Consider the following 22473-nt stretch of genomic DNA (forward strand, 5'->3'; position numbering starts at 1 on the left):
GGAAACGGAAACGGGAACGGTCAGGACGGTCGCGGCGGGTGCCCAGCGAGGCGACGGTGGCAGATCAGGGCGCAGGCCAGCGACAACAGCGCCGTGATCGTCGACTGGTTGCGGTCGTAGCGCAGGGCCAGGCGCCGGAAGTCCAGCAGCCAGGACATCGTGCGCTCGACGACCCAGCGGACCCGCCCGAGACGGCTGGAGTCCTCGATCCCGCGTCGAGCGATCCGTACTCCGATCCCGCGCTGGGTCAGGTAGTGGCGGCATCGCGGGTAGTCATAGCCCTTATCGGCGTGCAGCTTGCCCGGCCGGCGTCGTGGACGTCCTGGCCGGCCGTGGTGTTCGCGGACGCCAGGGTTGGTGTCCAGCAGCGGCGCAAGCATGCGACTGTCGTGGGTGTTCGCGCCGGTCACCAGGGCGTGCAGCGGTAGCCCGTTGCGGTCGCACAGCACGTGGTACTTGCTCCCCGCCTTACCGCGATCGGTCGGCGAGGGCCCGGTGGCCTCACCGCGACGCTTGGCCCGCACACTCACGCTGTCGACCGCCGCTCGTGACCAGTCCAGCAGACCCTGCTGGGCAAGTCGGTTGAGCACGACGCGGTGCAGCTGCTGCCACACCCCGAACTGCTGCCACTCGCGCAGCCGCCGCCAACAGGTCACCCCTGATCCGCAGCCGAGTTCCGGGGGTAGGTCGTTCCAGCTGATCCCGGTCTTGAGCACGAACACGATCCCGGCCAACGCCGCCCGATCCGGCACTCGCGGCCGCCCGGCCCGTCCCCGCTTCACCCGCCCAGCCTCAGAGAGCAGGAGCTCGACCAGCTCCCACAGCTCGTCACTGACCAACCGCTCCACACACGATCGTCTCCCCATCGAAAACCATGATCAGCAACACCCGCAACTCCACACAGAACCGACACGCCGACTTCTGAAACAACGTCTTAGGTGGCTGCCGCGATGGTCCTGGCCAGCTGGTCCAGGTACTCGAGGGTCTCCTTCTCGGGCGCCGTCGGCAGCCGCAAGGTCACGCGCTCGATGCCCAGGTCGTCGTAGGCGGCGATCTTGTCCGGGTCGGAGCCGGGGCTGGTTGCCGTGATGCGGACGTCGGCCCCCGCGACCTCGCGGAGCTTCTCCAGCGACGGCGCGAGGTCCTCGGCCGAGGTCGCCGTGGAGATCCAGCCAGCACCGATCTTGGCGATGCGGCGGAAAGCGGCCTCGCCGCCGCCGACGTAGATTGGGGGGTGGGGTTGCTGGACGGGCTTGGGCCAGGAGTGGATGGGGTCGAAGTTCACGAACTCGCCATGGTACTCGGCCACGTCCTGGGCCCAGATCCGCTGCATGGCCTCGAGGCGCTCGTCGGTGAGGCGCCCGCGGGTGGTGGGGTTGGTGCCGTGGTTTGCGATCTCCTCACGGTTCCAGCCGACGCCGACGCCGAACGCCAAGCGCCCGCCGGAGACCAGGTCGAGGGTGGCGACTTCCTTGGCCGTGGTGATCGGGTCGTGCTGGGGAATCAGCACGACCCCGGTGCCGACGACGAGTCGCGTCGTGACGGCGGCCGCCGCGGTCAGCGCGACGAACGGGTCCAGCGTGCGGTAGTAGATCCTCGGCAGGTCGCCGCCTCCTGGGTAGGGCGTTCGGCGCTCAACGGGGATGTGGGTGTGCTCCGCGACGAACAGCGACTCGAACCCGCGCTCCTCCAGCGCGCGGCCGAGGACGTCCGGCCTGATCCCCTCGTCGGTAACGAAAGTTAAGACCCCGTACCTCAATGGTGATCCTCCTTGCCATATTTGGGCGGATGCAGGTTATCGTGGAACATCGCTTCAGAATTCAATATTGGTCGCGGACGGCGAAAAGCGGATCTGGTCGCCGTTCGGAGGTCAGACCCCGGGGACGCCAGGAGAGAAGCGTCCTGAGATCAACACAGCCGCGCGTTCGGCGACCGCGAGGGTCGTCGCGTTCGTGTTCGCCGAGACGATCGACGGCATGACCGACGCGTCGGCGACCCGCAGGCCCTCGACACCGTGCACCCGCAGCTCCGGGTCGACGACGGACTTATCGTCGATACCGATGCGACAGGTCCCGACGGGATGGTAGAAGGTCGCGGCGTTCTGGCGGATGTAGTCGCCGCACGCTACGTCGTCGCGAACACCCGGTCCGGGGAGAATCTCCCGCCCGCGCCACGGCGAGAGGGCCGTCGCCTCCCCCACCTCGCGAGCGCGTCGCAGCCCGACGACCATGCGCTCGACATCGCGCTCGTCGGCGAGGTAGTTGGGGTCGATCAGTGGCAACCCCTGGGGGTCCGCGCCGTTCAGCCGCATGGACCCGCGGCTGAAGGGCTGCATCAGCCCGAACATCAAATTGAGCCCGTCCGCCGCTCCAGTAATCCCCGATGAAATGGGCACGAAGAGCAGATGGAAGTCGACCGGACCGGCTGGATCACTGCGGAAACGCACGTGAGGCTTGCGGGAGAAGTCGATGGCATGGGGTGACGTCAGCTCATAGGCCACCGGGCAGAGCAGGTGGTCGTGCAGGTTCTCGCCCACCCCCGGCCGGTCGGTGACGACGTCGATGCCGACCTCGCGCAGATGTCGGGCCGGTCCGATTCCGGAGAGCAGGAGCAGCCGCGGGGAGCCAACGGCGCCCGCGGCCAGTACGACCTCGCGCTCGGCGAGGGCGGATCGCAGCTGACCGTCCACGACGTACTCGACGCCGCGGCAGCAACCGCCGTCCAGCAGGAGCCGCCGTGCCTGCGCGCCGGTGAGCACGTCGAGGTTCGAGCGGTGTCGCACCGGGGTCAGATAGGCGTCCGCGGCGGTCTGCCGCGCGCTGTTTACGACATTGTGCTCCGGCCACCCCACGCCGTCGGACATCCCGTCGTTGAGATCGTCAGCGGCCGGGTGGCCGGCCTCTACGGCTGCCTCGAACCCCGCGCCCCACAGTGGGCGCGTCGCAGCGGCCCGCGACACGATCATCGGGCCGTCCGCGCCGCGGTGAGGCGATCCGGGGTGATCCACCGCGTTCTCGATGTGCTTCAGAAACGGCAACATGGACGCGTAGTCCCAGCCGGTGGCACCCGCCGCCGCCCAGGCGTCGTAGCTGTCCTGATGGCCCCGGCAGTGGATCGTTCCGTTGATCGCGCTGGAGCCGCCGAGGACTTTCCCGTGCGGCCACGCAGAGATCCGGCTGCCCGCCCCGGTCTGCGGAACGGTCTGGGAGGCCCAGTCGATCTGTGTCCCCCACAGCACCGCCCATCCGATCGGATGGGACACCGCCATCGGCCCGGTGTCGGGGCCAGCCTCAAGAAGCAGCACCCGCATCTCCGGGTCCTCCGACAACCGCGCGGCGAGCACACAACCCGCCGTACCGCCTCCAACAATGACATAGTCGTGTCGCACGAAACCACCATTTCCCCGCACCTAAGGCGACGTGTTGAACCGCTGATAAAGTATTGCGGGTATGTGACAGGATTCGCATCACGTCGAGAAGGCGGCCGTCGCGCGCGGTGCTACCCAGTCGACCGCCCTCGCTCTCACACGCAAACCGTTCCCCGACTCGGGCCAACTCGCACGCACCAATGCGTCCACGATAACCAGCCATGATTGTGCCGCCGAGACAGGGCGGACAGATCGAGCGGGGCGGTGTCCCCGGCCAGCACGTCCCTGTCGGTCACCCAATTCATGCTACGCACGCGCGCTCCTGAACCGGAACCTCGCGCTCTTGATACAGATGATCGACGCGTGATCTACCAAAGCTTTTACAATCCTCTTACCGGGATCGCCGGAGAGGGCCTACACGTCCGTGGCACCGCTCAGCCAGGACCGCATCAGGGGCTTCTGAACCTTTCCGGTCGAGTTCCGCAGCACCTCGTCAAGTCGTTCGAGCCGGGTTGGCAGATACTAGTAAGAACCGGCCCGGCTGCTCAGCAGGTCTCGATCACGCTCATCACCACCCGGCTGGAGATCTTCGTGCGGTGGCGGCCATGACCCCAGCGACGGCAACGTCGGCGGACGGTCCGGCACCGCGGCCACGAGCTGGTCGTAGTAGCTGGGCGCTGCGATCATGACCGCGACCCGCGCCTGCTCGAGGATCGCCAGGCCCGCTGCCAGTCCCGAGGAACCCGCATGCCATGTGTTCTACGTTGCCAGGACCCCCTTGGGCTGCCCCGAGGTGCCCGAGGTGAAAAGGACGATGGACACCGCGTCCGGATCCTCTTCCGCGTCGTCCAACGCCACGGGATTCCGTTCTTCCTACGGCGTTTTCTCGAAGAACTCGCCGAATTCGATCTCTGTGCCCGTTTCGGCTCTGCCGAGAACGACCAGCTTGCGCCGTCCGGGCAGATCCGGGGCGACCGATCCATTTCGGCATGGTCGAACCCCTCCCACTGGTCGATGGTCCCGAATACGTCGCCGGCCGCCCGCGCGAGAAGCCGTTCGAGCTCACGTCGCGCAGCTGCATGGCCACGACCCTGGCAAGGCCGGACACCGATCTCGTACAGCGCCGGAACCGTTCCACCATGTGCGCGTAATGGCCGTAGGTGACGGTCGTTCGCCGCCCGTCCGCCGCGAAGGCTTCGATCGCCATCGCCATCGCCATCGCGGTCGCGATTAGCGTCCCGCACGTCCGTAGATCGTTGATGAGACCAGTATCCCGCCACCGACCGCGGCTCGGTATTTCGCCGCTAATTCGGTCCTCGAAGCGCGCAGGGTGAACGTATTCTATCTGACACTCTTGCATTCGGCGCATTCCTCCTGTCGGCGCTCAGAGTCAATCGTTTCCTTGGACTGATGGGGCCACAAGCCGACTTCCGTTCCGAAAGCGCGGAGTCGCGGCTCGTCAGCGTGCATCCGCGTTGGGCGGGCAGGAACGTCCTTCCGAGAACCATCGGGTCACCCTAAGTTGACCAAATGAGACCTCAACAGGGATGGCGTTCTCTGCTAGCAGGTACGGACTTTTCTGCTCGGCTCATGCTTGACGCCCTGTGCTGCCCCAGCGTGTCCACGTGATCAAGGCGGCGAGTCGCCAGGCGTCATCAGCTCGCAAGAGCTTGGCAGCATTTCGTCCACGATGGCCTTCATCACGCGACGGACGGGCAGCACGCATACGACAAACTCGACGAAGCAGCCATCGCACCGCCTGACCGCGAGGCAGAGCCAGGTCAGGACTGACTGCCCGCTGAGAGGTAGGTCCCTCCTCCAGAGTTGGTTCGGAACGCCGAAACGCCGGCAGAGAGGCCGCCTCGTACTGGTCGAGCACGCTGTTCATAGCACGTCTCAGCAGGACGAGGCGCCGCCGTTCCTTCAGAGCCACGTCGGCCGCACGTACCACAAGGGAAGCGTCGTAGCTGGTGGCGATGCCAGACAGTGTCGTGACGCTGCACGGGGCCACGACCATGCCTGCGGTGCGGCATGAGCCGGACGAGATGGGGGCACCCAGGTCGCCGTCGGAGTGCACGACGTCGGCGAGGGCGCGCACGTCCGCCGGCCTGCGGTCAGTCTCCTGCTCGAGGGTGGTGCGGGCGGCCTTGGTCAGGACCAGGTGCGTCTCGACGTCGAGCACCTCGCGCAGCATCTCCAGCGTGCGGATCCCGTAGATCGCTCCGGACGCGCCGGTGATGGCGACGACGATTCGGCGTGGGCCGGTCATCGCAGGCCGAGCTCCGCGAGGTGGGCACGCACGCGGGCGGGGTCGGTCGGGCAGACCCGCATGCGCCGATACCTCTCGCGCTCTGCGTCAGAGCCGCCGGGCACGGTGGCGTCGATGCCGAGCTTGGCCGTCACCGGGCCACCGGCGGAGGGATCGAGGCTGGACCCCTTGGCACGAGGCACGACGAGAAGGTCGTGGTCGGCTTGCACGCGTGTGGCGAGGGCCCAGGCGATCTGCTCGTCGTCGAGTACGTCGATGTCGTCGTCGACGACGGCGACCTGCTTGATCGTCTCCGCGGCGAGGAACAGCGTCAGGATCGCCGTGGTGACGGCACCCGGTGCGGGGTTGCGGAGCGCGACAACCGCCGAGAGCCGGCAGGAGCCCGACTCCGGTAGCCGCAGGCCCGCGACGTCCAGCCCGGCCCGGCGCAGCGCGCGGGTGCAGTGCGCCTCCCGAGGTACGCCGCCGGCATACATGTGCTCGCGGCCACCGGACAGGATCGTCTGGAACAGCGCGTCGTCGCGATGCCAACCCCCCAGCAGCTCCATGACGGGCGCGGGAGCCGCGGGCCCGTACGTCTGGGGATACTCACCGAACGGCCCGTCCTCCGCGCGTCGCCCGGCCGTGAAGCGACCCTCCAGCAGGACCTCGGCGCGGGCCGGGACCAGCGCATCCACCGTCGGAGCCGCCACCAGCTCGATCGGAGCCGGGGCGAGCGCCCCGGCCACCGCGTAGTCGTCGAGATCGCGTTCGGCGGGGGCTTGGCTGGCCAGCACCAGCACCGGATGGACCCCGATGACGAGCGCGTCGTCGAGGTCCTGGCCGGCCGCTTCGGCCTCGGCCAGGATCCGCCGCAGCCGGCCGGGCAGCACCAGCACCCGCAGCTCACGCTCACCCGTGGCCAGCATCCGGTTGATCGACAGGTTCATCCGGCCGCTCGCACGGTCGCGCACCGCCAGCAGGGCCGAGGTCAGATACCGCCCCGCGTCGTGCTCGTGCTGCCGCACCAGCGGCAGCACCGACAGCAACGACTCTCCGTCGAACCGGTTCTCGAGCACCGGCGCATCCGCAGCGGCGACCTCGGGACAGGCGCGGGGCCGGTCCAGTGCCTCGGCAAAGCGCTCAGCCACGTCGCCGGGTGCGCAGCCGAGCGCGAGGCCCAGGTGATCGTGCGTGGGAACCGTGTTGCCGACCAGCGGGAACCGGGCGCCGGCCACGTCCTCGAACAGCACTGACCGGACGCCGTCGGCACGCTCCAGCACCGCGGCGACATCCTGATCGGGCTCGATCGAAGCCGCCAGGCGCACGAGGTCGCCACGGGTGCCGAGCAGATCGAGCCACGAGCGCAGGTCGCTCATCACCACACCGCCTCTGCGTCGACATTCGTATCGGTGCCCGGGACGTCGCGTCCCGCCGCCGACCTTGCGGTCATGTTTCGCGGCGTCCCCGGCCCGGCGTCAGTTCACGGCCGAGGACCGGGCTCAGCTCGTGGAGGGTGGCGGACTCGGGGATGCCCGCGTCGCGGCGGCTGATCAGGTTCGCCGCCACGAAAACGACGACCACGGCCAGCAGGAAGCCGCTGAGCCGGCCCGGCACGTCGGCCAGGGTGGGGCTGGCGAGGCTGAGGAACGTGGGCATGAGCCCACCGACCATGAACCCGGTGTTCCAGCAGACCGACGTCGCACGGGCCCGCAGCACGGTCGGGTACCGCTCGTTGAGATGGGCGATCACCGGCCCGATGGCGGCGATCGCGAAAAAAACGAGCGCCGAGGCGTACAGGATGACCGGACCGAGGTGTCCCGGATCGGTGCGCGACAGCATCCACACTAGCAGCGGCAACAACACCAGGTTGGCCACCCCGAACAGCAGCATCGTGCGCCGCCGCCCCAGCCACTGGCTCAGCTGCCCCGCCACGATCGCCGCGAACAGCACGACGACGTTGGCAACCAGCAGGACGACACCCTGCGCAGTCCGGGCCACACCGAGCACCTGGTCCAGCAGCGTCGGCAGATAGCCCGCCGTCAGGTAGTACTGGGCGCCGGCGCCGGCGACCAGGACCACATCGAGCACGAACCCTCGGCCGCGACCCGCGCCGACGAGGTCCGACAGCCGGGCCCTGGCCACCTCGTCCCGGGAACGCGCACTCCACACCGGCGACTCACGGGCACCGCGCAGCACCGCATAGCTCAGCACCGAGGCCACCAGACCGGCGAAGAACATCACCCGCCAGCCCCACACGGTGAACGCCTCCCCCGGGAACAGGTGCGACACCAGCAGGAACAGCCCGCTGGCCGCCACCCCACCGACGCAGGCCCCACCACCACTGATCAGCCCGGACATCAGCCCCCGCCACCGCGGCGCCACGCTCTCAGTGCCCAACGTGTGCGTCGCCGCGACCATCCCGCCGACGAACAGACCCTGGATCAGGCGCAACAGCAGGAACAGCGCGGGTGCCAGCACTCCGATGGCCAGGTAGCCCGGAACCGCGCCCATCGCGGCGGTGACCAGTCCCAGACCGGACAGCACCAGCGCCATGTTCTTCTTCCGGCCGTGCCGGTCGGCGATTCCACCGAAGATCACCGCGCCGGCCGGACGCAGCACCACACTCACCGCGAACGAGGCGTACACCGCCGCCAGGCTCAGAGTGGGCCGATCGGCCGGAAAGATCACCTGACCGACCGGGCCGGCCACATACAAAAGAATGAACAGGTCGAACAGATCGAACGACCACCCCGCGACGGAAACGACACAGGCATACACGGTGGCCCGCCGGGACCGTCCCGGCGCATCGTTGTCGACCACACTTACCTCCGGACAACCACGTACGATTTCGACAGGATCAAACTTTCAAGGTCGGCCGGTAGAGGTCGAGCCAGATGGCCAGGTCGATCGCGCGTTCCAGACTGCGCCGGGTGCCCGGCGCGGTCGGTGCGTCGTCGGCGACGGCACCGGTCAGTTTTTGCCGAAGATGTCGTGGACCGACTCACCGGACAGCGCAACCGCGGAGTGGGGCCGACGAGCTCGGACCGCAGCTCCGCGTAGTTGTAGGTCTCGCCGGAGTACACGAGCACCAGCGGGCCGTCGACGGTATCCACCCGCATCGGTTGCCGGCCGTCCGACAGGTCGATCACACACATGGCAACTTCCTTTGTCGAACCTCCGGGCGACAATGCAAATACCTCGAGAGGAGCGGTCGCTACGACACGTCGCATTGACATTGCGCAAGCAAATCGCAGGTCCGCTTGAATCGTGGACGCCGCACGCTCCGCACTGCAACATCTACATGGCGCAGACGTTACAACACCTGGCCGCCCGTTTCCCCGACCAGCAAGTGGATCCCGTCACATGCCGTCGAATCTATGGCGGCCAACAGCGTTCAGCGTCGTCGAATCGGCCAATCTCCGATCGATTCCAGCCAAGCTGGCCCGCGTTTCGCCGCCACCACCAGTCCTGCACACGGAACTTCGCGTCTGCCCGACTTCCGCGGTCATAGCTTGTTGCCTGGCGCTGGCACAACCGGTGACTTGATCAGGCCCAGGTGTGTCGCATTGCTCTCGCCAAGCGCCCGAAGGCCCGACCCTCGGACCAGCCAAGTGTCGATCACAACCAAGCACGCACCGACCAGCAACGACATCTGCGCACAGAACTGTCCCGCCGCGTGCCTCAAAGATTGGGGACTGAAGATCACGTCCTCGGACGAAACCCGAGTGGCACATTGGCGACTGCAGCTCCGGCTCGCCAGGCTTGCGGTGGCGATGATGGGGCATGCTCTGGCTGTCCGACGGACGGACCAGAAAACTGGGACAACTGCGCAGATCCGACGGGTCGAGATCACGTGTGACTGCTCACACATGATCAGCGGCTCCTACGAAGGAGTATAGTTGAGGTTTCAAACTAGTTTGCCGGAGGCCTCATATGCCGGACTCTCCCGCCGCGGTCTTCGAGCGGCTCAGCACTGTTATCCCGCCGACGGCCGCGACGGTCGACTTCCACACCGCTCACGTCCTGGGGGGCGGCATCGCAGGACTGCTCGCCGCGCGGGTACTCGCCGACCACACTGAACGGGTCGTGATCGTCGAACCCGACAGGCCGCAGGCGGGCTCGAACGGTGAGCCGCGCCCCGGCGTCCCGCAGGGCTATCAGGTCCACACCCTGCTACCGGGCGGACGCGCGCAGCTCGAACGTTTCTTCCCGGGAATTGTCGAGCAGGCCCTCAACGAGGGTGCCGTGCTGTGCAGTCCGCACCTCGCCGTCGGCTATCTCGACGACGTCGAGCAGATCACCACGCCCAACACGGAACTGGTCACGAGCAGTCGGCCGTTCCTCGAATCGCTAATCCGGCGCCGAACGTTGGGGCTGCCGAACGTCGAGATGGTCACCGGCCGCGTGACCGGTCTGAACTACGCGCGCGACGCCGTCGACGCCGTGCGGTACACGATCGATGGAGGCGGGACCGTCGAGGCCACCGACTTCATCGTCGATGCAACCGGCCGCAGCAGCAGGCTCTCCGACTGGCTCGAGCAGGGCGGCTGGCCAGGACCCGAGATGGAGCGCCTGGGGGTTGATGTCCGCTACCTCACGGCCCGTTTCAAGCGCTCCTCTGACTGGAACGGCCCCTACAGCGGCATCAACCGCTACAGCCCGCTCTTCCCGTCGAAGGGGCTGGCCGGGGCCGCGGTCAACGCCATCGAGAACCATCGATGGGCGATCATGATCGCCTACTTCGGCCGCGAGGGTGAACGCCTCACAGCCGACGACTTCCTCGCCCGCTGCCGTGACCTCCCGCCGATCTACCAGGAAGCGGTCGCGGGAGAGCTGATCGGCAAGGTCACGCCCTACCGCCACCCCGACAGCCGGTGGCGCCACTTCGAGGCCCTCGACCGCTTCCCGGCCCGCCTCGCGGTGGTCGGCGATGCAGTGGCGTCGTTCAACCCGGTCTACGGCCAGGGCATGTCGTCGGCGGCCTTGCACGCGTCGTGCCTGTCGGAGTATCTGCACTCCGAACCGGACCTCGATGCCTCGGCGCAACACTTCCTCGATCTGCAGAAGGTGGTGGTCGAGGCCGCCTGGCAGATCTCCACGGCAGCCGACACCGTCCGGCTGGGCGTCGCGCCCTTGCCGGCCACCGAGGCGCAGCGCCGGGGCGCGTGGGCGATGCAGCAGGTGATGGCCGCGGCCGGTCGCGACGTGGAGGTCGCTACCGCGTTCCGGGCCGTGGGCTTCATGAGGGCGCACCCAGCGACTCTGGCCGCGCCGGAACTGGTACGCCGGGCGGCGGGCGTCAACGGCCTGTCCAGCGAGCAGCTGAGCAGTCACCGACTCTAGGAGGACAACAGAATGAGCTCGACGACGGAGACGGTCCTTGACCGCTATATCGCGCTCGCCGACCGCGCCGTGCACAATCCCGAGGCGCTTGAAGAGCTCCGCTCGATCTTCGCGCCAGACGCTTTAGTGCGGATCTTCGACGCGCCGGTGCGCGGCTTCGAAGCGATCATGGAGTTCTACCGCGCCCACGTCGCGTCACAGGCCGACAGCAAGCACTTCTGGAACACCCGGGTGCTCGACGACGGTTCACTAGAAGCTGAGTGGGTGGTCGCGGCGCGCATGGCGAACGGCAGCCTCCTGACCACGGGCGGCGTCGAGCACGCCGTCGTCAACTCGGACGGGTTGATCATCGACCTGCGCAATCGGTTCACCAGGCCCGCAACCTGAGTCGGGCGGACATCAATCGCGAAGGAGTCCCGCTCCTGGACGGTGTTGAGGAACTCAAGACTGTGAATCCGAATGGCTCCTCCCTCGTCCGTCCAGCACTACGGCCACGCTCAGCGGCGAGCACTCCAGACGCAGGCGCGGCGGTGGGCAGCGGGTCCCGACGTTGTTCCTCGGACTGCTCCGACGCAAGGGAGGGCCGGCTGCGTTCGTCACGCCAGTAAGCGCCGCTCGCCCGGGACAGGCAGGACGCACATGTGCTACGAAGATCACCTGGACCTCGTCGATCACACCGATGGCAGTGCCCGTGCCAAGGCACGGCCGCGCCCCACGAGGCACTCGACGTCGAACGCTCCGAACGGCTGTGCTACTCCCCGCCGGCGAGCGCGGCGCGGTGCGGGTCGTCGTCGGGTGTCCAGCAGAGCTCGGCGGGCGCAGCGGTCCAGTGACGGCTGCGGGCGAAGGCGAGTAGGGACTCGACGGCGTGCCGGATGCCCGGGCGGTGGTCGTCGGTTCTGTGTAACAAAGACCAAGTCCACAATGGGGCGGGATCGGCGACAGGGCGAAGTCCGAGGCTAGGCGGCCTCGCAGTCCCGTGGCGCTTGGGCGAGGCAAGGACGGGTGCGTTGAGCTGCCGGACGTGGGCGTAGAACGCATCCCCGGTGATCCCGCCATCGTTGATCCTCACGACGGGGGCACCCGTGTCGGCGGCGAACTCCGTCACGAAGCCGTTCCACGACGACCAAGCCGACTCATCGCCGTCGACCAGGACGATCACACGGGAAGCGGGAAGCGGCGTGGCCGAACTCGCACCGGGGAGAACCGCGACCAGGGGCTCGACTCGAAGAAGGTGGGCGGCAAGTCCCCGCTGTTCGGCGCCATTCGCCGTCACCCAGGCTACGGCGAGGTCAAGGCTTCCTTCGGCGACCCGGTCGGCCTGAGCGTGGGACGGCAGCACCCAGTCGTCGATGCGCATAGTCGCTGCTGGGGCCACCAGTGCGTCGATGTTGTCTGGCAGCCAACTCACGTAGCCCAACCGCATCGGACTGGTCTCAGCGCCTCGACGCCGCACTCGGTTCGCGGCCCCGTCCACCAGCGCCAGAATCTGACGCGCATCCTCCAGTAGCGACCGCCCGGCCTCGGTCAGCTGAACTTCGCGCCGGTTTCTGATGAACAACTGTGCTCCCAGATCGCGCTCCAATGCGATGATCTGCTGGGACAGCGCAGGCCCCGAGATCTGAACTCGTTCGGCGGCCCGGCCGTAGTGGAGCTCCTGCGCCACGGCGATGAAGTACCGGAGCTGCCGTATCTCCATGGGCTCAGCCTACGTGGCCGGCGGCTGTGCACCGGCCCTCGTGGAAACGCCGGACTCGGAGAAGGTGGCGTCGCCGACACTCCGACATCACCGGCGAGGCGCTCACCTGCGTCGGGAAGCGGTGTCTACCAGTCCTCCGCAAAGCCTCGTGGACGTGCTCGAGCGCACCGTGTTCCCTCAAAGCAGTCGGACCCTCCCGAAGGAGCGCTGATGATATGACGGACAACCACTGCAGGCACAGCGCGACGAGCGGTGAAGGTTCTCGATTACCAGTTCGGCACGGACACGCGGCGAATCATGGACAACGCTGCTGCGCGCGGCCGGCATGGCGCGGATGTGGATCATCTGACTCAGCTCGAAGATTTTGTCGAAGAAATCTTCCGATCTGTAACGGACTCTACGGGCGGACCTTCACGAGCAAACTGGAACCATCGGTCACGCCCGATGACTCCGCTGGTATCCGCGGGTTCGACGATGTCGCGGTGTTTCCGGGCTGCGTCACATCCACACGATTCCCACGGCGGCGGCTGGACACCCCGTCCCTCGCTGCAGAGCGGCTTTCACCAGCCCACCCGACGTCAGCATAGGAACAACGATGATCACGGCCCCTAGCGGAACTATCCGCCACACCCGTGCCGCGGCTCGCGCTGCGTGGGCACATGTCTTCCAGGGCGCCTCCGCACTGGCCGCAGGCATGGGGGTGGGCAGGTTCGTATACACGCCGATCCTGCCTCTCATGACGGCACAGGCCGGGCTCAGCGCGGCGTCTGGCGCATCGCTGGCCACCGCCAACTACGTCGGGTACCTCGTGGGCTCGCTTGTGGGCATGGCGGCGCCCTCCTTCTGCCGCTCTCCGGTCGTGCATCGCGGGTCGTTCGTTCTGCTGGTCGCCACCCTGGCCGCGATGCCGTTCACGCACAGCCTTGCAATCTGGTTCCTCCTGCGGCTGCTCGCCGGGATCGCCAGCGCCGTCATCTTCGTGTTCGCCGCCAGTTCGCTGCTCGCCCACCTGCGCAACCATCCGGCGCATCTCTCCGGCTGGGGATTCAGTGGAGTCGGCGCCGGCATCGCACTCTCCGGCGTACTGGTATTGATCCTGAACTCGATCGGCGACTGGAAAGTGGCGTGGTGGGCCGCAGCCGTGCTCTGCGCGACGTTGGCCGCCGGAGCATGGACAATGCGTCCGGAACCCGGGATCGCACTGGTCTCGCCCACCTCGAACACCGGGCAGTTGCGGACCCACCGGTGGTTCTCCACGCTCTTCGTCAGCTACACGCTCGAGGGCATCGGCTACATCATCGCTGGAACCTTCCTGGTCGCCGCCATTACGCAGGGCTCGTCCCCATGGATCGGTGGTGCCGCGTGGATCCTTGTCGGGCTCGCCGCGGCGCCCTCATCGGTGGTGTGGGCATGGCTGGGCAAGCGCTGGACCCGGCCGGATCTCCTGCTGGCCGCCTTACTCGTGCAGGCAGCAGGCATCGCCCTGCCAGCCATCGTCGGCGGCGTCGCGGCCGCCCTCGTCGCAGCGCTTCTCTTCGGCGCGACATTCCTGGGCGTGACCAGCATGGCACTCGGCACAGGCACGCATCTGCAGTTTCCGCGGGCAGTCGCCCTGCTCACCGGCGGCTACTCCGTCGGGCAGATCCTCGGACCGCTCGTGGCCGCTCCGCTGCTGGCGCACAGCTATCGCCAGGCCCTCATACTGGGCGCCCTGATCGTCCTCGCGGCCGCAATCGGCGCGGTCGTGCTGCGGATCGGCTTCCCACATCGGCTGCAGGCTCCCTCGACTGTTCCAGTGGACGAGCCGTACGGGGCGTGAGCGGAGAGTCGAACGCCGAGACCAGACCGCTGCGGAGGCCCCCACTGCCGTCTCCGCGCGGGATACCCCACACCAGAAATTGGATTCGGATGCCCGGACGCGTAGAGGGCAAGGTCGCCCTGATCACCGGCGCCGCGCGGGGCCAAGGCCGGACCGACGCCGTGCGGCTAGCTGAGGAAGGCTCCGATATTATCATTGACGTGCGTGCGCCGGTGCCTGGCGCAGCCTACGACTCGGCGACTCCCGCGGACCTCGAGGAGACCGCCCGCCAAATCAAGAAGCGCGACCGCCAGGTCATCACCGACCGGCTGGACACGCGCGACCTGGCGGCACTGCGCACCGCCGTGGACGACGCCGTTGCCGAGTTCGGCAGGCTCGACATCGTGGTGGCCGATGCCGGGCTCTGCATCCCCGCCCCCTGGGACCGCGCGGCGTCGGCAATCTTTACTGACACGTTAGCAACAACGTGACCGGCGTGTGGAACACGGTTATAGCAGCTACCCCGCACCTCGTCGCGGCAGGCGGCGGCTCCATCGTCTTGATCAGCTACAGCAAGTTCGCCCTCCGCGGAATGGCCAAATCGTTCGCCGCCAAACTCGCTCACCACCACATCCGGATCAACAGCGTGCAGGCGGTACCCGGCGGGGCGATCGGCGGGGAGTGGCGGCTGGGCCGGATGTTCACGAACCTGCTGCAGGTCGAAGGCGTCCAACCCGAGGACGTCGCCGATACCGTACTCTTCCTGGCCTCCGACGAGTCGAAATACGTCACCGCCCACGAGATATCGCCCGGCCACCGGTGTCACGGGTACTGATGCCAGAAAGACGCTTTCCCTGTGAAGCAACCACGCTCCGGGCTAAGCTACACGTGCACTTTGGTGAAAGTGAGGCAAAATGTGGAGAATCGCCGACTGGGCGCGTGGTAGTCCACAGCGCCGACAATCAGACCAGAGAGATGGGCGGGAATTAATCGAAGAGACTCCCGATACGGCAATCGACATCATCACGGCATCGTCAGCGGCGACAAGCGGAATGAGGACAACTCTCGAATGGGTAAGCGAGAGTCTCATCCTCGTGACAGGCCGGGTCCACTGTGAGCCGATTTCTGACGCGGCGCGGGAGCGACCGCAGTTGACTGAAGCGCGTGACCAATGGACGGCTATCCTGCCCGAGTAGGGCGAATGCGGCATCGACGAGGGGTGGTGCCGAATTCGAGCTAATCTCCGGCATGGACGGTGTGGCGATCTTCCTTCGACTGCGCGACTAGCGTTTGCCTAGCTGCCGCAACGGGCACAGGAGGGCCAGTCGGCTCTCAGCGCGGCGGGCAGCTGGCACCGGCCCATGAGCGACCAGGACGCCAGAGTGATGGGTTCGGGCGCTGAAGAACACCGCACTGGTCGCTGGATGCCTCGTGGGCATGGTCGAAACCACACGGTTCTGTTGGTTGCGTCGTGCTGACCGTGCTGGTGCCCGGCGGAGACGATCTATCGGGGCGGGGCGAACTCGACGGGCAAGAGCCCTGTGGGTTGTTCGGACGGTGGGGACTGCAGTGAGCCCCCAGCCGCTGGGGCGGTGCACACGCGCAACGACTTCGGACCCGTGACGTCGAGAACCCCGTGGCCCTGCCAACAGGGAGATCCACAGTCTCCCGGTGCCGCCGGAGACAGGCACAGCGAACCGGAAGCGAAGTGATCAACGACGATCGAGCAAGCCGAGGCGTGAACAGTCCTCGCGCACTGGGTCGGGACCATACCATCGACATGTTAATCAATGGTAAAGTCATTACTATACAGAGGAAGGCTCGACGGGTATTGCTAGGTCAGAACTAGGCAAAATGCTGGGGCGAACCCCGTCGGTTTCCAGGATAATCGTCGCCAGATACCTATCGCACCGCTTGCACCCTGGCCGGAGGACTGACATGACTGCGACCGCCGATATGTGGCACATTCGCGAGGTTCTCGCCGACCCCGTCGTGGACGATCGTGCGGCCGGCGTACATCGTGCGAATCGTCAGATCTTCGCCGACTCGAGATTCTTTGGGCTGGGGATAACACACAGTTTCGAGCGGAACTGGATCTATCTCGCACACGAGAGTCAGGTGCCCGACTGCTTCACGACATATATGGGCGCCAGCCCGTCGTGATCACCCGGGGCAAGGACGGACGCCTGCGCTGCCTGATCAACGCCTGCGCCCATCGTGGTGCGATGCTCTGCCGCTGCGAGACCGACAACCGCCTCACCTTCACCTGTCCGTTCCACGGCTGGACGTGTTGGAACGACGGGCAACTGCTGAAGGTCAAGGACGCCGACGGAGCCGGCTATCCCGTCTCGTTCGACAAGGGCGGCTCGCACGACTTCACCGAGGCGGCGTGGTTCGATTCCTATCGCGGATTTCTCTTCGGCAACCTGAACGCTGACGTCCTCCCGCTACGGGAGCACCTCGGTGACACGTCCAAGATCACCGACATGCTGGTCGACCAGTCGCCGGAGGGCCTCGAGGTGCTGCGCGGCTCCTCGACCTACACCTCCGACGGCAACGGGAAGGTGCAGGACCGACCGCTGTGGAGCCGGATGAACGAGCTCGAGGAGCAGTTGGTCAAGGGCAGCCAGGACCTGTGCCTTTATCCGAGGATTTATTCAACGCCTGGGGCATGGCGACTCCGGACGACCCGGAGAAGTTCCGCTCCTGCCAGCTCACCTTCCGCGCGACCGCGGCGCCCTGGAACAACATGAGCTGTGGGTCCGAGCACCGGCAGACCGGCCCGGACGCGGTGGCGCAGTCCCTCGGTATGCACGGCGTCATATCCGCGGGGCAGCGCAACGAGGACGAGGGGCTCTACCCCGTCAAGCACCACCACTGGCGTGACGCCCTGCTGGCCGGAATTCAGAAGCAGGAAGGGCGATCGGCATGACGGAACTGACGACCGCGAGCACGCGACCGACGCCCGGGCGCTCGGCTCCGGATCGGGGCAGCACGCCCATCACCCAGAACATGATCGAGGAGTTCCTGGGCCGCGAGGCTCGCGACCTCGCCGATCGCGAGTTCGATGTTCGCGCCTGCGGTTCACCGGTAGGGGGCGTCGGTGAAACGTGCGTCCCTGGGGCCGACGGGGAGCATCCCGTCGGCCCCAGGGAAAGACGGTCCGTCGACGGGCACATCGGTGAACGACGAGCCCGCGCGCGCCGCACCACGCGGCAGCGGTGCCGGGGTCGAACTCTTCGGTGCTGCGGCGCAGCAGCCCCCGACGAGCAGGCCGCAGCCATCCTGTTCCTCGCCTCCCACGGGGCGTCCTACATCACCGGGAGTGTCCTGCCGGTCGGAGGCGGTGACTTAGGCTGACCAGCGAATACGGTGGGATCGGGGACGCTTACGTCGTCGGGCAGGCCGCGGAGGCCGCGCAGCTCGACGCGCTGCTCGACCGCGCCGCGTCAGGCACGCCGGTCGTCGTGGTCGTCGAGGGCGTCCCCGGAGTCGGCAAGACCACGCTGGTGCGCCGGTTCCTCGACCGCCACCCGAGCATTGCGCTCACCGCGGCGGCCGGGCTCGCCTGGGAGGCCGGCCGGGCGGGAGCGCTCGCCCGCCGCCTCGCCACCGACCCGGCCGCTGCTCTGGAGCTGGATCCCGACGACCCGGGCTGCTGGGGCGAGGCGTTCGCCCAGCGGTGGCAGGACCGGGCCACGGAGGGACCCCTGATCGTCCTCGTCGACGACGCCCACTCCGCAGACCCGCAGTCACTGCAGGTGATCGCGTCGGCGGTCACCCGCATCCGCCGAGCACGGCTGATGATCCTGCTCGTCACCGCCGTCGGGCCCGAAGTCACCGCGGACCCGGAAACCCGCGACGTCCTCGACCGGCTACCCGCCACACGCATCCGCGTACCCCCGCTCCGGGCGCACCAGATCAGGCTGCTCGCGGCCCACGCCGTGGGTGTCGACCTGGCCATCCCGGTCGCTCGGCAGCTGTGCGAGCACATCGGCGGGGTACCGCGCTACCTCCTGGAGATCCTGCGCGACACTCCCCCGCTGCGCTGGTCGGACTGGCAGATCCCGTTACCTGCACCGACATCGGTGCAGAACCGGCTCCAGGCCGCGCTCGACCGCTGCTCGCCACCGGCGCGCTCGCTCGTCGAGGCCGCCGCCGTGCTCGGTCCAGCAGCTCACCTCGCCGACGCCGCCGCCCTCGCCGACGCGGACGACCCCATCGGAGCGCTCGACGAGGCCCGCGCCGCCGGTCTCCTCACCCCCGCCAGGTACGGACTGGACACGCTGGCGTTCCCCGCGTTCGTCCGCGGCGCCGTACACGCGAGCCTCGCCCCCAGCCGCCGCCACGACCTGCACCGCAGAGCCGCCCAGATCGTGGACGACGAGACCGAGCGGCTCCGGCACCGCGTCGAGGCCCACCCGCTGCCCGACGCAGCGCTGGCCGACGAGCTGCTGGCCCTCGCCTGTCGCAAGGCCGGCGACGGCGCGTGGGCCGTGGTCGCCGAAATCCTCATCGACGCCAGCCGGATCAGTCCCGACCGGGCCGAGCGGGAGAACCTGCTCATCCGGGCGGTCGACGCCCTCGCAGGCGCCGGCCTGATCGGCCAAGCGGTCAACGCTCTCCCCGACATCGAGGCGCTGCCCCCGGGAGCCCGGCGCGACGCCGTGCTCGCCTACGTCGCCGTCCAGCGCGGACGCCGCACCGAAGCCGCCGACTACCTCGACCACGCCTGGGAACAACGGGGCAACGACCGACAGGCCGCGGCAACGGTGTCCCACCGGCACGTTCTGCACGCCCTCGCCGAGTGGGACGGCGACCAGCTCGTCCGATGGGCAGGACGCGCGCTCGAGCACGCTGAACCTGGCGCGCCCGCAGCCGTCGAGACATGGGCGATCGTCGGGCTCGGCCACGCCGCCCGCGGCGACATCGACCAGGCCTTTCACGCCTACCACGTGGCCATCGCCCAGAGCCCCGCTGGACCGCAGCACCAGCGCGCCCGGATGGGGCGAGGCTGGCTCCTCATGGCCCAGGACAGGCCGGAGGCCGCCCGTCACGATCTCGAGTACGCCGCATCCACCGTCCGACGCACCGGCTCCAACCGCATCGCACTGTGGGCGCTGATCTGGCTCGCCCGCACCCGATTCGCCCTCGGGGACTGGGCCGGGGCAGTGCGCTGTATCGACCAGGGCGAGATCCTCCTGGGCGCTACCGACCTCGAACTGCTGCGCCCGCTCGTCCACTGGACCGGCGCCCAGGTCCACGCCCTACGTGGCGAGCCCGAGGCCGCCGAGCGACACCTCGACCTCGGTGGGGCCGCGGACCACGACTACACCGTCATGATCGTGCCCGCCCTCCTCGCCCGCGCACACGTCGCCGAGGCCCGGTCCGACTACGAGGCCGTCGTCCGCCACCTCGCCCCGCTGGCCGCCCGCAGCATCCACGGCGGACTGGACGAGCCCGGGTTCTGGCCGTGGCACGACCTCTACGCCAACGCGCTGGTCCTCACCGACCGCCTCACCGAGGCCGACGAGTTCCTCATCCCGCTGGAGGCCCTCGCGAACAAGCGGGAGCACCGGTCCACTATGGCCAGGCTCGGATACGCCCGCGGCCGGCTGCTCGGGGCACGTGGAGAGTCGTCGGCCGCGGACGAGACCTTCCGGCACGCCCGGGCACAGCTCGAGAACCTGCCCTTACCGTACGAGCGTGCGCGGATCGACTTCGCACACGGGATCACCCTGCGCCGAGCCGGGCAGCGCCGGGACGCCGCAACCGTTCTGACGACCGCGCGGCAGGCGTTCGCAGCCCTCGGCGCACAGATCTACGTCCAGCAATGCGACCGGCAGCTCAAGACCGCCCGGCCCGGTGCCCGGCTGCACGAGAGCGAGATCAATACGCTGACCGAACAGGAGCGCAGCGTCGCCGAACTCGTCGCCAGAGGCATGACCAACAAGGAGACCGCCTCGACGCTGATGCTGTCGGTCAAGACCGTGCAGTTCCACCTCACCCGGACCTACGCCAAGCTCGGCGTGCGCTCCCGATCCGAGCTGGCAGCGCACTTCCCGCGCCCCTCCACCCGCTGAGGATCGTGGGCTCACCGCTGGACGCGCCTGGCAGCCCCGCAGCGGCCTGCCGAACTCCTGGGGCAGCTGACCATCAAGCTGCAGCTGCAGGCGGTGAGTGCGACGCAGCACCAACCCTTGCAGGCCGCTGGATTGGCACGCGGGCTGAGCGTGCGATCCGCAGCCGCGGCAATGCGCGACAGCTTCTCCGCCGCATCGCTGAGCGCGCCGCCGGTAGCCCGCACCTGGCCCTGACATCGAAAGGGCGCCCGGTCATGTTGCCAGCTCGCTAGCACCGCGGGCGTAGCGCAGGCGTCCCACGGACCAGGCAACGGGCCGGTCCCGGGTGACCACTGCAGTCGTGGTGGGTGGGATCGCCCCTGGGGCTGGTACGGCGTCCGCCGGCCACGATCCTCCGCGCTCGCCGCTGCGCACGTAATTCTAGAAGGGAAGCGACACTCGAACTGCTGCAGGAGACCCGGCAGGCGGTTGACATCGCCCGGGTGTGGGGAATGGCTAGGCCCGGGTGTCGTCAGTCGTCGAGATGTTCTTCGCGGCCCGGCACGGAGGCATCGAACGCATTAAGCGTGACACCGACCATTGAGAAGCAGCCGACCAGGTAAACGATCTCAGCCAGGCCGTGCTCACCGAAGGCGTTGAGCGCCGCCTCGTACGTCGTCTCGGCGAGAGTTCCACCTCGGCCAAGAGCCGCGGCCACGTCATAGGCGACGTGCTCGTCGTGGCTGAGGTCCGCTGGGCGCTCACCCGCAGCAATGGTGGCGATCACCTCCTCACGGAGGCCTGTCCGCCGCGCGAAGTACTCGTGCCCGTAGACCTCGTAGCGGGCACGGAACCTCGCCGCCGTCACCAGGATGACGAGCTGATGGATCGACGGCGGCAGGACGGTGTGCTCGTACATTGCCCGGTTGAAGGCCCAGGCTGCCTTCCCGAACTCGGGGAAGTGCAGCCACACGTTGAACGGCCCGATCAGTGCGCCATCTCTCCGGCGTGCCACGAGGTCGCCGAAGCTGTCCGTGATCACTTCCATCATGTCGTCATAAAGTGCTTTCTGCTCGGCACTCAAACTGGCGGGAGGTAGAAGCGGCAAACGCATCTGGTGCTCCTCACATCGTGGATTGACCGGTCCTGGTACACCGGAACATCGTGCAGGGACCATGGAAACCCATTGTCCACGACGTCGGGCGACAAGCCGGACGTCGGTCAACACTCACCGGCGTCCTCATCCTGGCGTGCAGTGGTGAGCAAAGCTAATAGTACGCCCAGTCCGTGAACAGTTCCCGTAGCGGCGTATCCATGCTGCACGCACATAGATGAGGGAGGCGTCTTCGACGTGAGGTTGAGGCTGTCGCCCTTCCGATCTCGCGCCTTATGCAGGTGCAGGCGTACCTGTCTACAGTTCGACTCGTTAACCACGGCAACTACGTCAGGTGATCCCGCCGGAGCGTTGGATCTTCGTCCCGGTGCTGGTGTGCTCGCCGACGGTCCTGCGGATTTATTGATCCTCTTGCGACAAGGCGCTGATGGCCGTCATGAAGAACGAGCCCGTCACGTTCGCGGTGCCGATGAGCGCGCACGTCAGCAGTGCACTCCGGTTCGTGATCCCGTTCAGGGTCTTGCTCACTCACCTCCGGTGGCACGGTCATTGTCTGACTGGCAGCCGCGGCGCTCTCGGTCGCCACCGGCAGCGCGACATGACGGTGTGTTCCGCACGCCACGGCTGGCAGCAGACCCAGCCGACGCTCCGGACGACGATAGCGGTGCCGAACCGTGTGTCCGTCAGGGGCATCCACGTGATCTCGGCCGAGCCTACGTGCTCGGCCGCCACGCACCTTCGCGCGTGGGACTCGCCGAGCATCTGAAGAAATGTTACGTCGGAGACAGTCGACATCACGGGCACGGCGCCCACCTGCGTTAGGAGGCGGTGCCTACCAG

General features: G+C 67.7%; 19 protein-coding genes. 8 read left to right on the top strand and 11 right to left on the bottom strand.

The features are described from left to right. Window positions 1–20 precede the first annotated feature (20 nt). From AC5L35_RS33875 to AC5L35_RS33910, 8 genes are all read right to left on the bottom strand, one after another. Window positions 21–866, bottom strand: a complete 846-nt coding sequence (locus AC5L35_RS33875) for an IS5 family transposase (protein ID WP_495063826.1) — start codon at window positions 864–866, stop codon at window positions 21–23. A 68-nt stretch (window positions 867–934) separates the two neighbouring features. Further along, window positions 935–1759 (bottom strand): LLM class F420-dependent oxidoreductase, encoded by an 825-nt coding sequence (locus tag AC5L35_RS33880; protein ID WP_495063827.1) that lies wholly within the window; start codon window positions 1757–1759, stop codon window positions 935–937. 111 nt (window positions 1760–1870) lie between these two features. After that, window positions 1871–3409 carry a GMC family oxidoreductase gene (locus AC5L35_RS33885; protein ID WP_495063828.1) on the bottom strand — a complete coding sequence of 513 codons (1539 nt, stop codon included), beginning with the start codon at window positions 3407–3409 and terminating at the stop codon, window positions 1871–1873. A gap of 480 nt (window positions 3410–3889) precedes the next feature. Continuing rightward, entirely contained in the window at window positions 3890–4054 is a 165-nt protein-coding gene (locus tag AC5L35_RS33890; RefSeq protein ID WP_495063829.1) for a hypothetical protein, read from the bottom strand. 901 nt (window positions 4055–4955) lie between these two features. Beyond that, window positions 4956–5636, bottom strand: coding sequence for a UbiX family flavin prenyltransferase (locus AC5L35_RS33895; RefSeq protein ID WP_495063830.1), 681 nt, complete (start codon window positions 5634–5636; stop codon window positions 4956–4958). Then, complete coding sequence (locus AC5L35_RS33900) at window positions 5633–6994, bottom strand: UbiD family decarboxylase (RefSeq protein WP_495063831.1); 1362 nt, start codon at window positions 6992–6994, stop codon at window positions 5633–5635. The genes AC5L35_RS33895 and AC5L35_RS33900 overlap by 4 nt, the downstream gene beginning before the upstream one ends. A gap of 70 nt (window positions 6995–7064) precedes the next feature. Beyond that, entirely contained in the window at window positions 7065–8438 is a 1374-nt protein-coding gene (locus AC5L35_RS33905; protein ID WP_495063832.1) for an MFS transporter, read from the bottom strand. 2 nt (window positions 8439–8440) lie between these two features. Then, the gene (locus AC5L35_RS33910; RefSeq protein WP_495063833.1) at window positions 8441–8854 is read right to left on the bottom strand and encodes a hypothetical protein; all 414 of its coding nucleotides are present in this window, start codon (window positions 8852–8854) and stop codon (window positions 8441–8443) included. Between the two features lie 697 nt (window positions 8855–9551). Between AC5L35_RS33910 and AC5L35_RS33915 the strand changes: the two genes are divergently transcribed. Beyond that, window positions 9552–10961 (top strand): FAD-dependent oxidoreductase, encoded by a 1410-nt coding sequence (locus tag AC5L35_RS33915; RefSeq protein WP_495063834.1) that lies wholly within the window; start codon window positions 9552–9554, stop codon window positions 10959–10961. A gap of 12 nt (window positions 10962–10973) precedes the next feature. Then, window positions 10974–11348, top strand: coding sequence for a nuclear transport factor 2 family protein (locus tag AC5L35_RS33920; protein WP_495063835.1), 375 nt, complete (start codon window positions 10974–10976; stop codon window positions 11346–11348). 364 nt (window positions 11349–11712) lie between these two features. On the opposite strand, the gene AC5L35_RS33925 is transcribed toward AC5L35_RS33920, so the two are convergent. Further along, window positions 11713–12660, bottom strand: a complete 948-nt coding sequence (locus AC5L35_RS33925; RefSeq protein ID WP_495063836.1) for a LysR family transcriptional regulator — start codon at window positions 12658–12660, stop codon at window positions 11713–11715. Between the two features lie 595 nt (window positions 12661–13255). Between AC5L35_RS33925 and AC5L35_RS33930 the strand changes: the two genes are divergently transcribed. The 6 genes from AC5L35_RS33930 (at window position 13256) to AC5L35_RS33955 (ending at window position 20541) form a co-directional block, all read left to right on the top strand. After that, on the top strand, window positions 13256–14479 hold the full coding sequence (locus AC5L35_RS33930) for a YbfB/YjiJ family MFS transporter (RefSeq protein WP_495063837.1): 1224 nt from the start codon (window positions 13256–13258) through the stop codon (window positions 14477–14479). Window positions 14480–14568: 89 nt separating this feature from the next. Then, the gene (locus AC5L35_RS33935) at window positions 14569–14949 is read left to right on the top strand and encodes an SDR family NAD(P)-dependent oxidoreductase (protein ID WP_495063838.1); all 381 of its coding nucleotides are present in this window, start codon (window positions 14569–14571) and stop codon (window positions 14947–14949) included. Next, on the top strand, window positions 14946–15293 hold the full coding sequence (locus tag AC5L35_RS33940) for an SDR family oxidoreductase (RefSeq protein ID WP_495063839.1): 348 nt from the start codon (window positions 14946–14948) through the stop codon (window positions 15291–15293). The genes AC5L35_RS33935 and AC5L35_RS33940 overlap by 4 nt, the downstream gene beginning before the upstream one ends. A gap of 1324 nt (window positions 15294–16617) precedes the next feature. After that, complete coding sequence (locus AC5L35_RS33945) at window positions 16618–17211, top strand: Rieske 2Fe-2S domain-containing protein (protein ID WP_495063840.1); 594 nt, start codon at window positions 16618–16620, stop codon at window positions 17209–17211. After that, on the top strand, window positions 17208–17390 hold the full coding sequence (locus AC5L35_RS33950; RefSeq protein WP_495063841.1) for a hypothetical protein: 183 nt from the start codon (window positions 17208–17210) through the stop codon (window positions 17388–17390). Before AC5L35_RS33945 ends, AC5L35_RS33950 begins: the two co-directional genes overlap by 4 nt. A 445-nt stretch (window positions 17391–17835) precedes the next feature. Then, a complete protein-coding gene (locus AC5L35_RS33955) occupies window positions 17836–20541 on the top strand; it encodes a helix-turn-helix transcriptional regulator (RefSeq protein ID WP_495063874.1) in 2706 nt (901 codons plus the stop codon). 511 nt (window positions 20542–21052) lie between these two features. On the opposite strand, the gene AC5L35_RS33960 is transcribed toward AC5L35_RS33955, so the two are convergent. Together AC5L35_RS33960 and AC5L35_RS33965 are read right to left on the bottom strand one after the other, a co-directional pair. Next, window positions 21053–21634, bottom strand: a complete 582-nt coding sequence (locus AC5L35_RS33960; RefSeq protein WP_495063842.1) for a carboxymuconolactone decarboxylase family protein — start codon at window positions 21632–21634, stop codon at window positions 21053–21055. 399 nt (window positions 21635–22033) lie between these two features. Then, window positions 22034–22162: a hypothetical protein gene (locus AC5L35_RS33965; protein WP_495063843.1), complete on the bottom strand. Its 129-nt coding sequence runs from the start codon at window positions 22160–22162 to the stop codon at window positions 22034–22036. Window positions 22163–22473 lie beyond the last annotated feature (311 nt).

It is taken from the genome of Pseudonocardia sp. OZ21 (assembly GCF_059359135.1).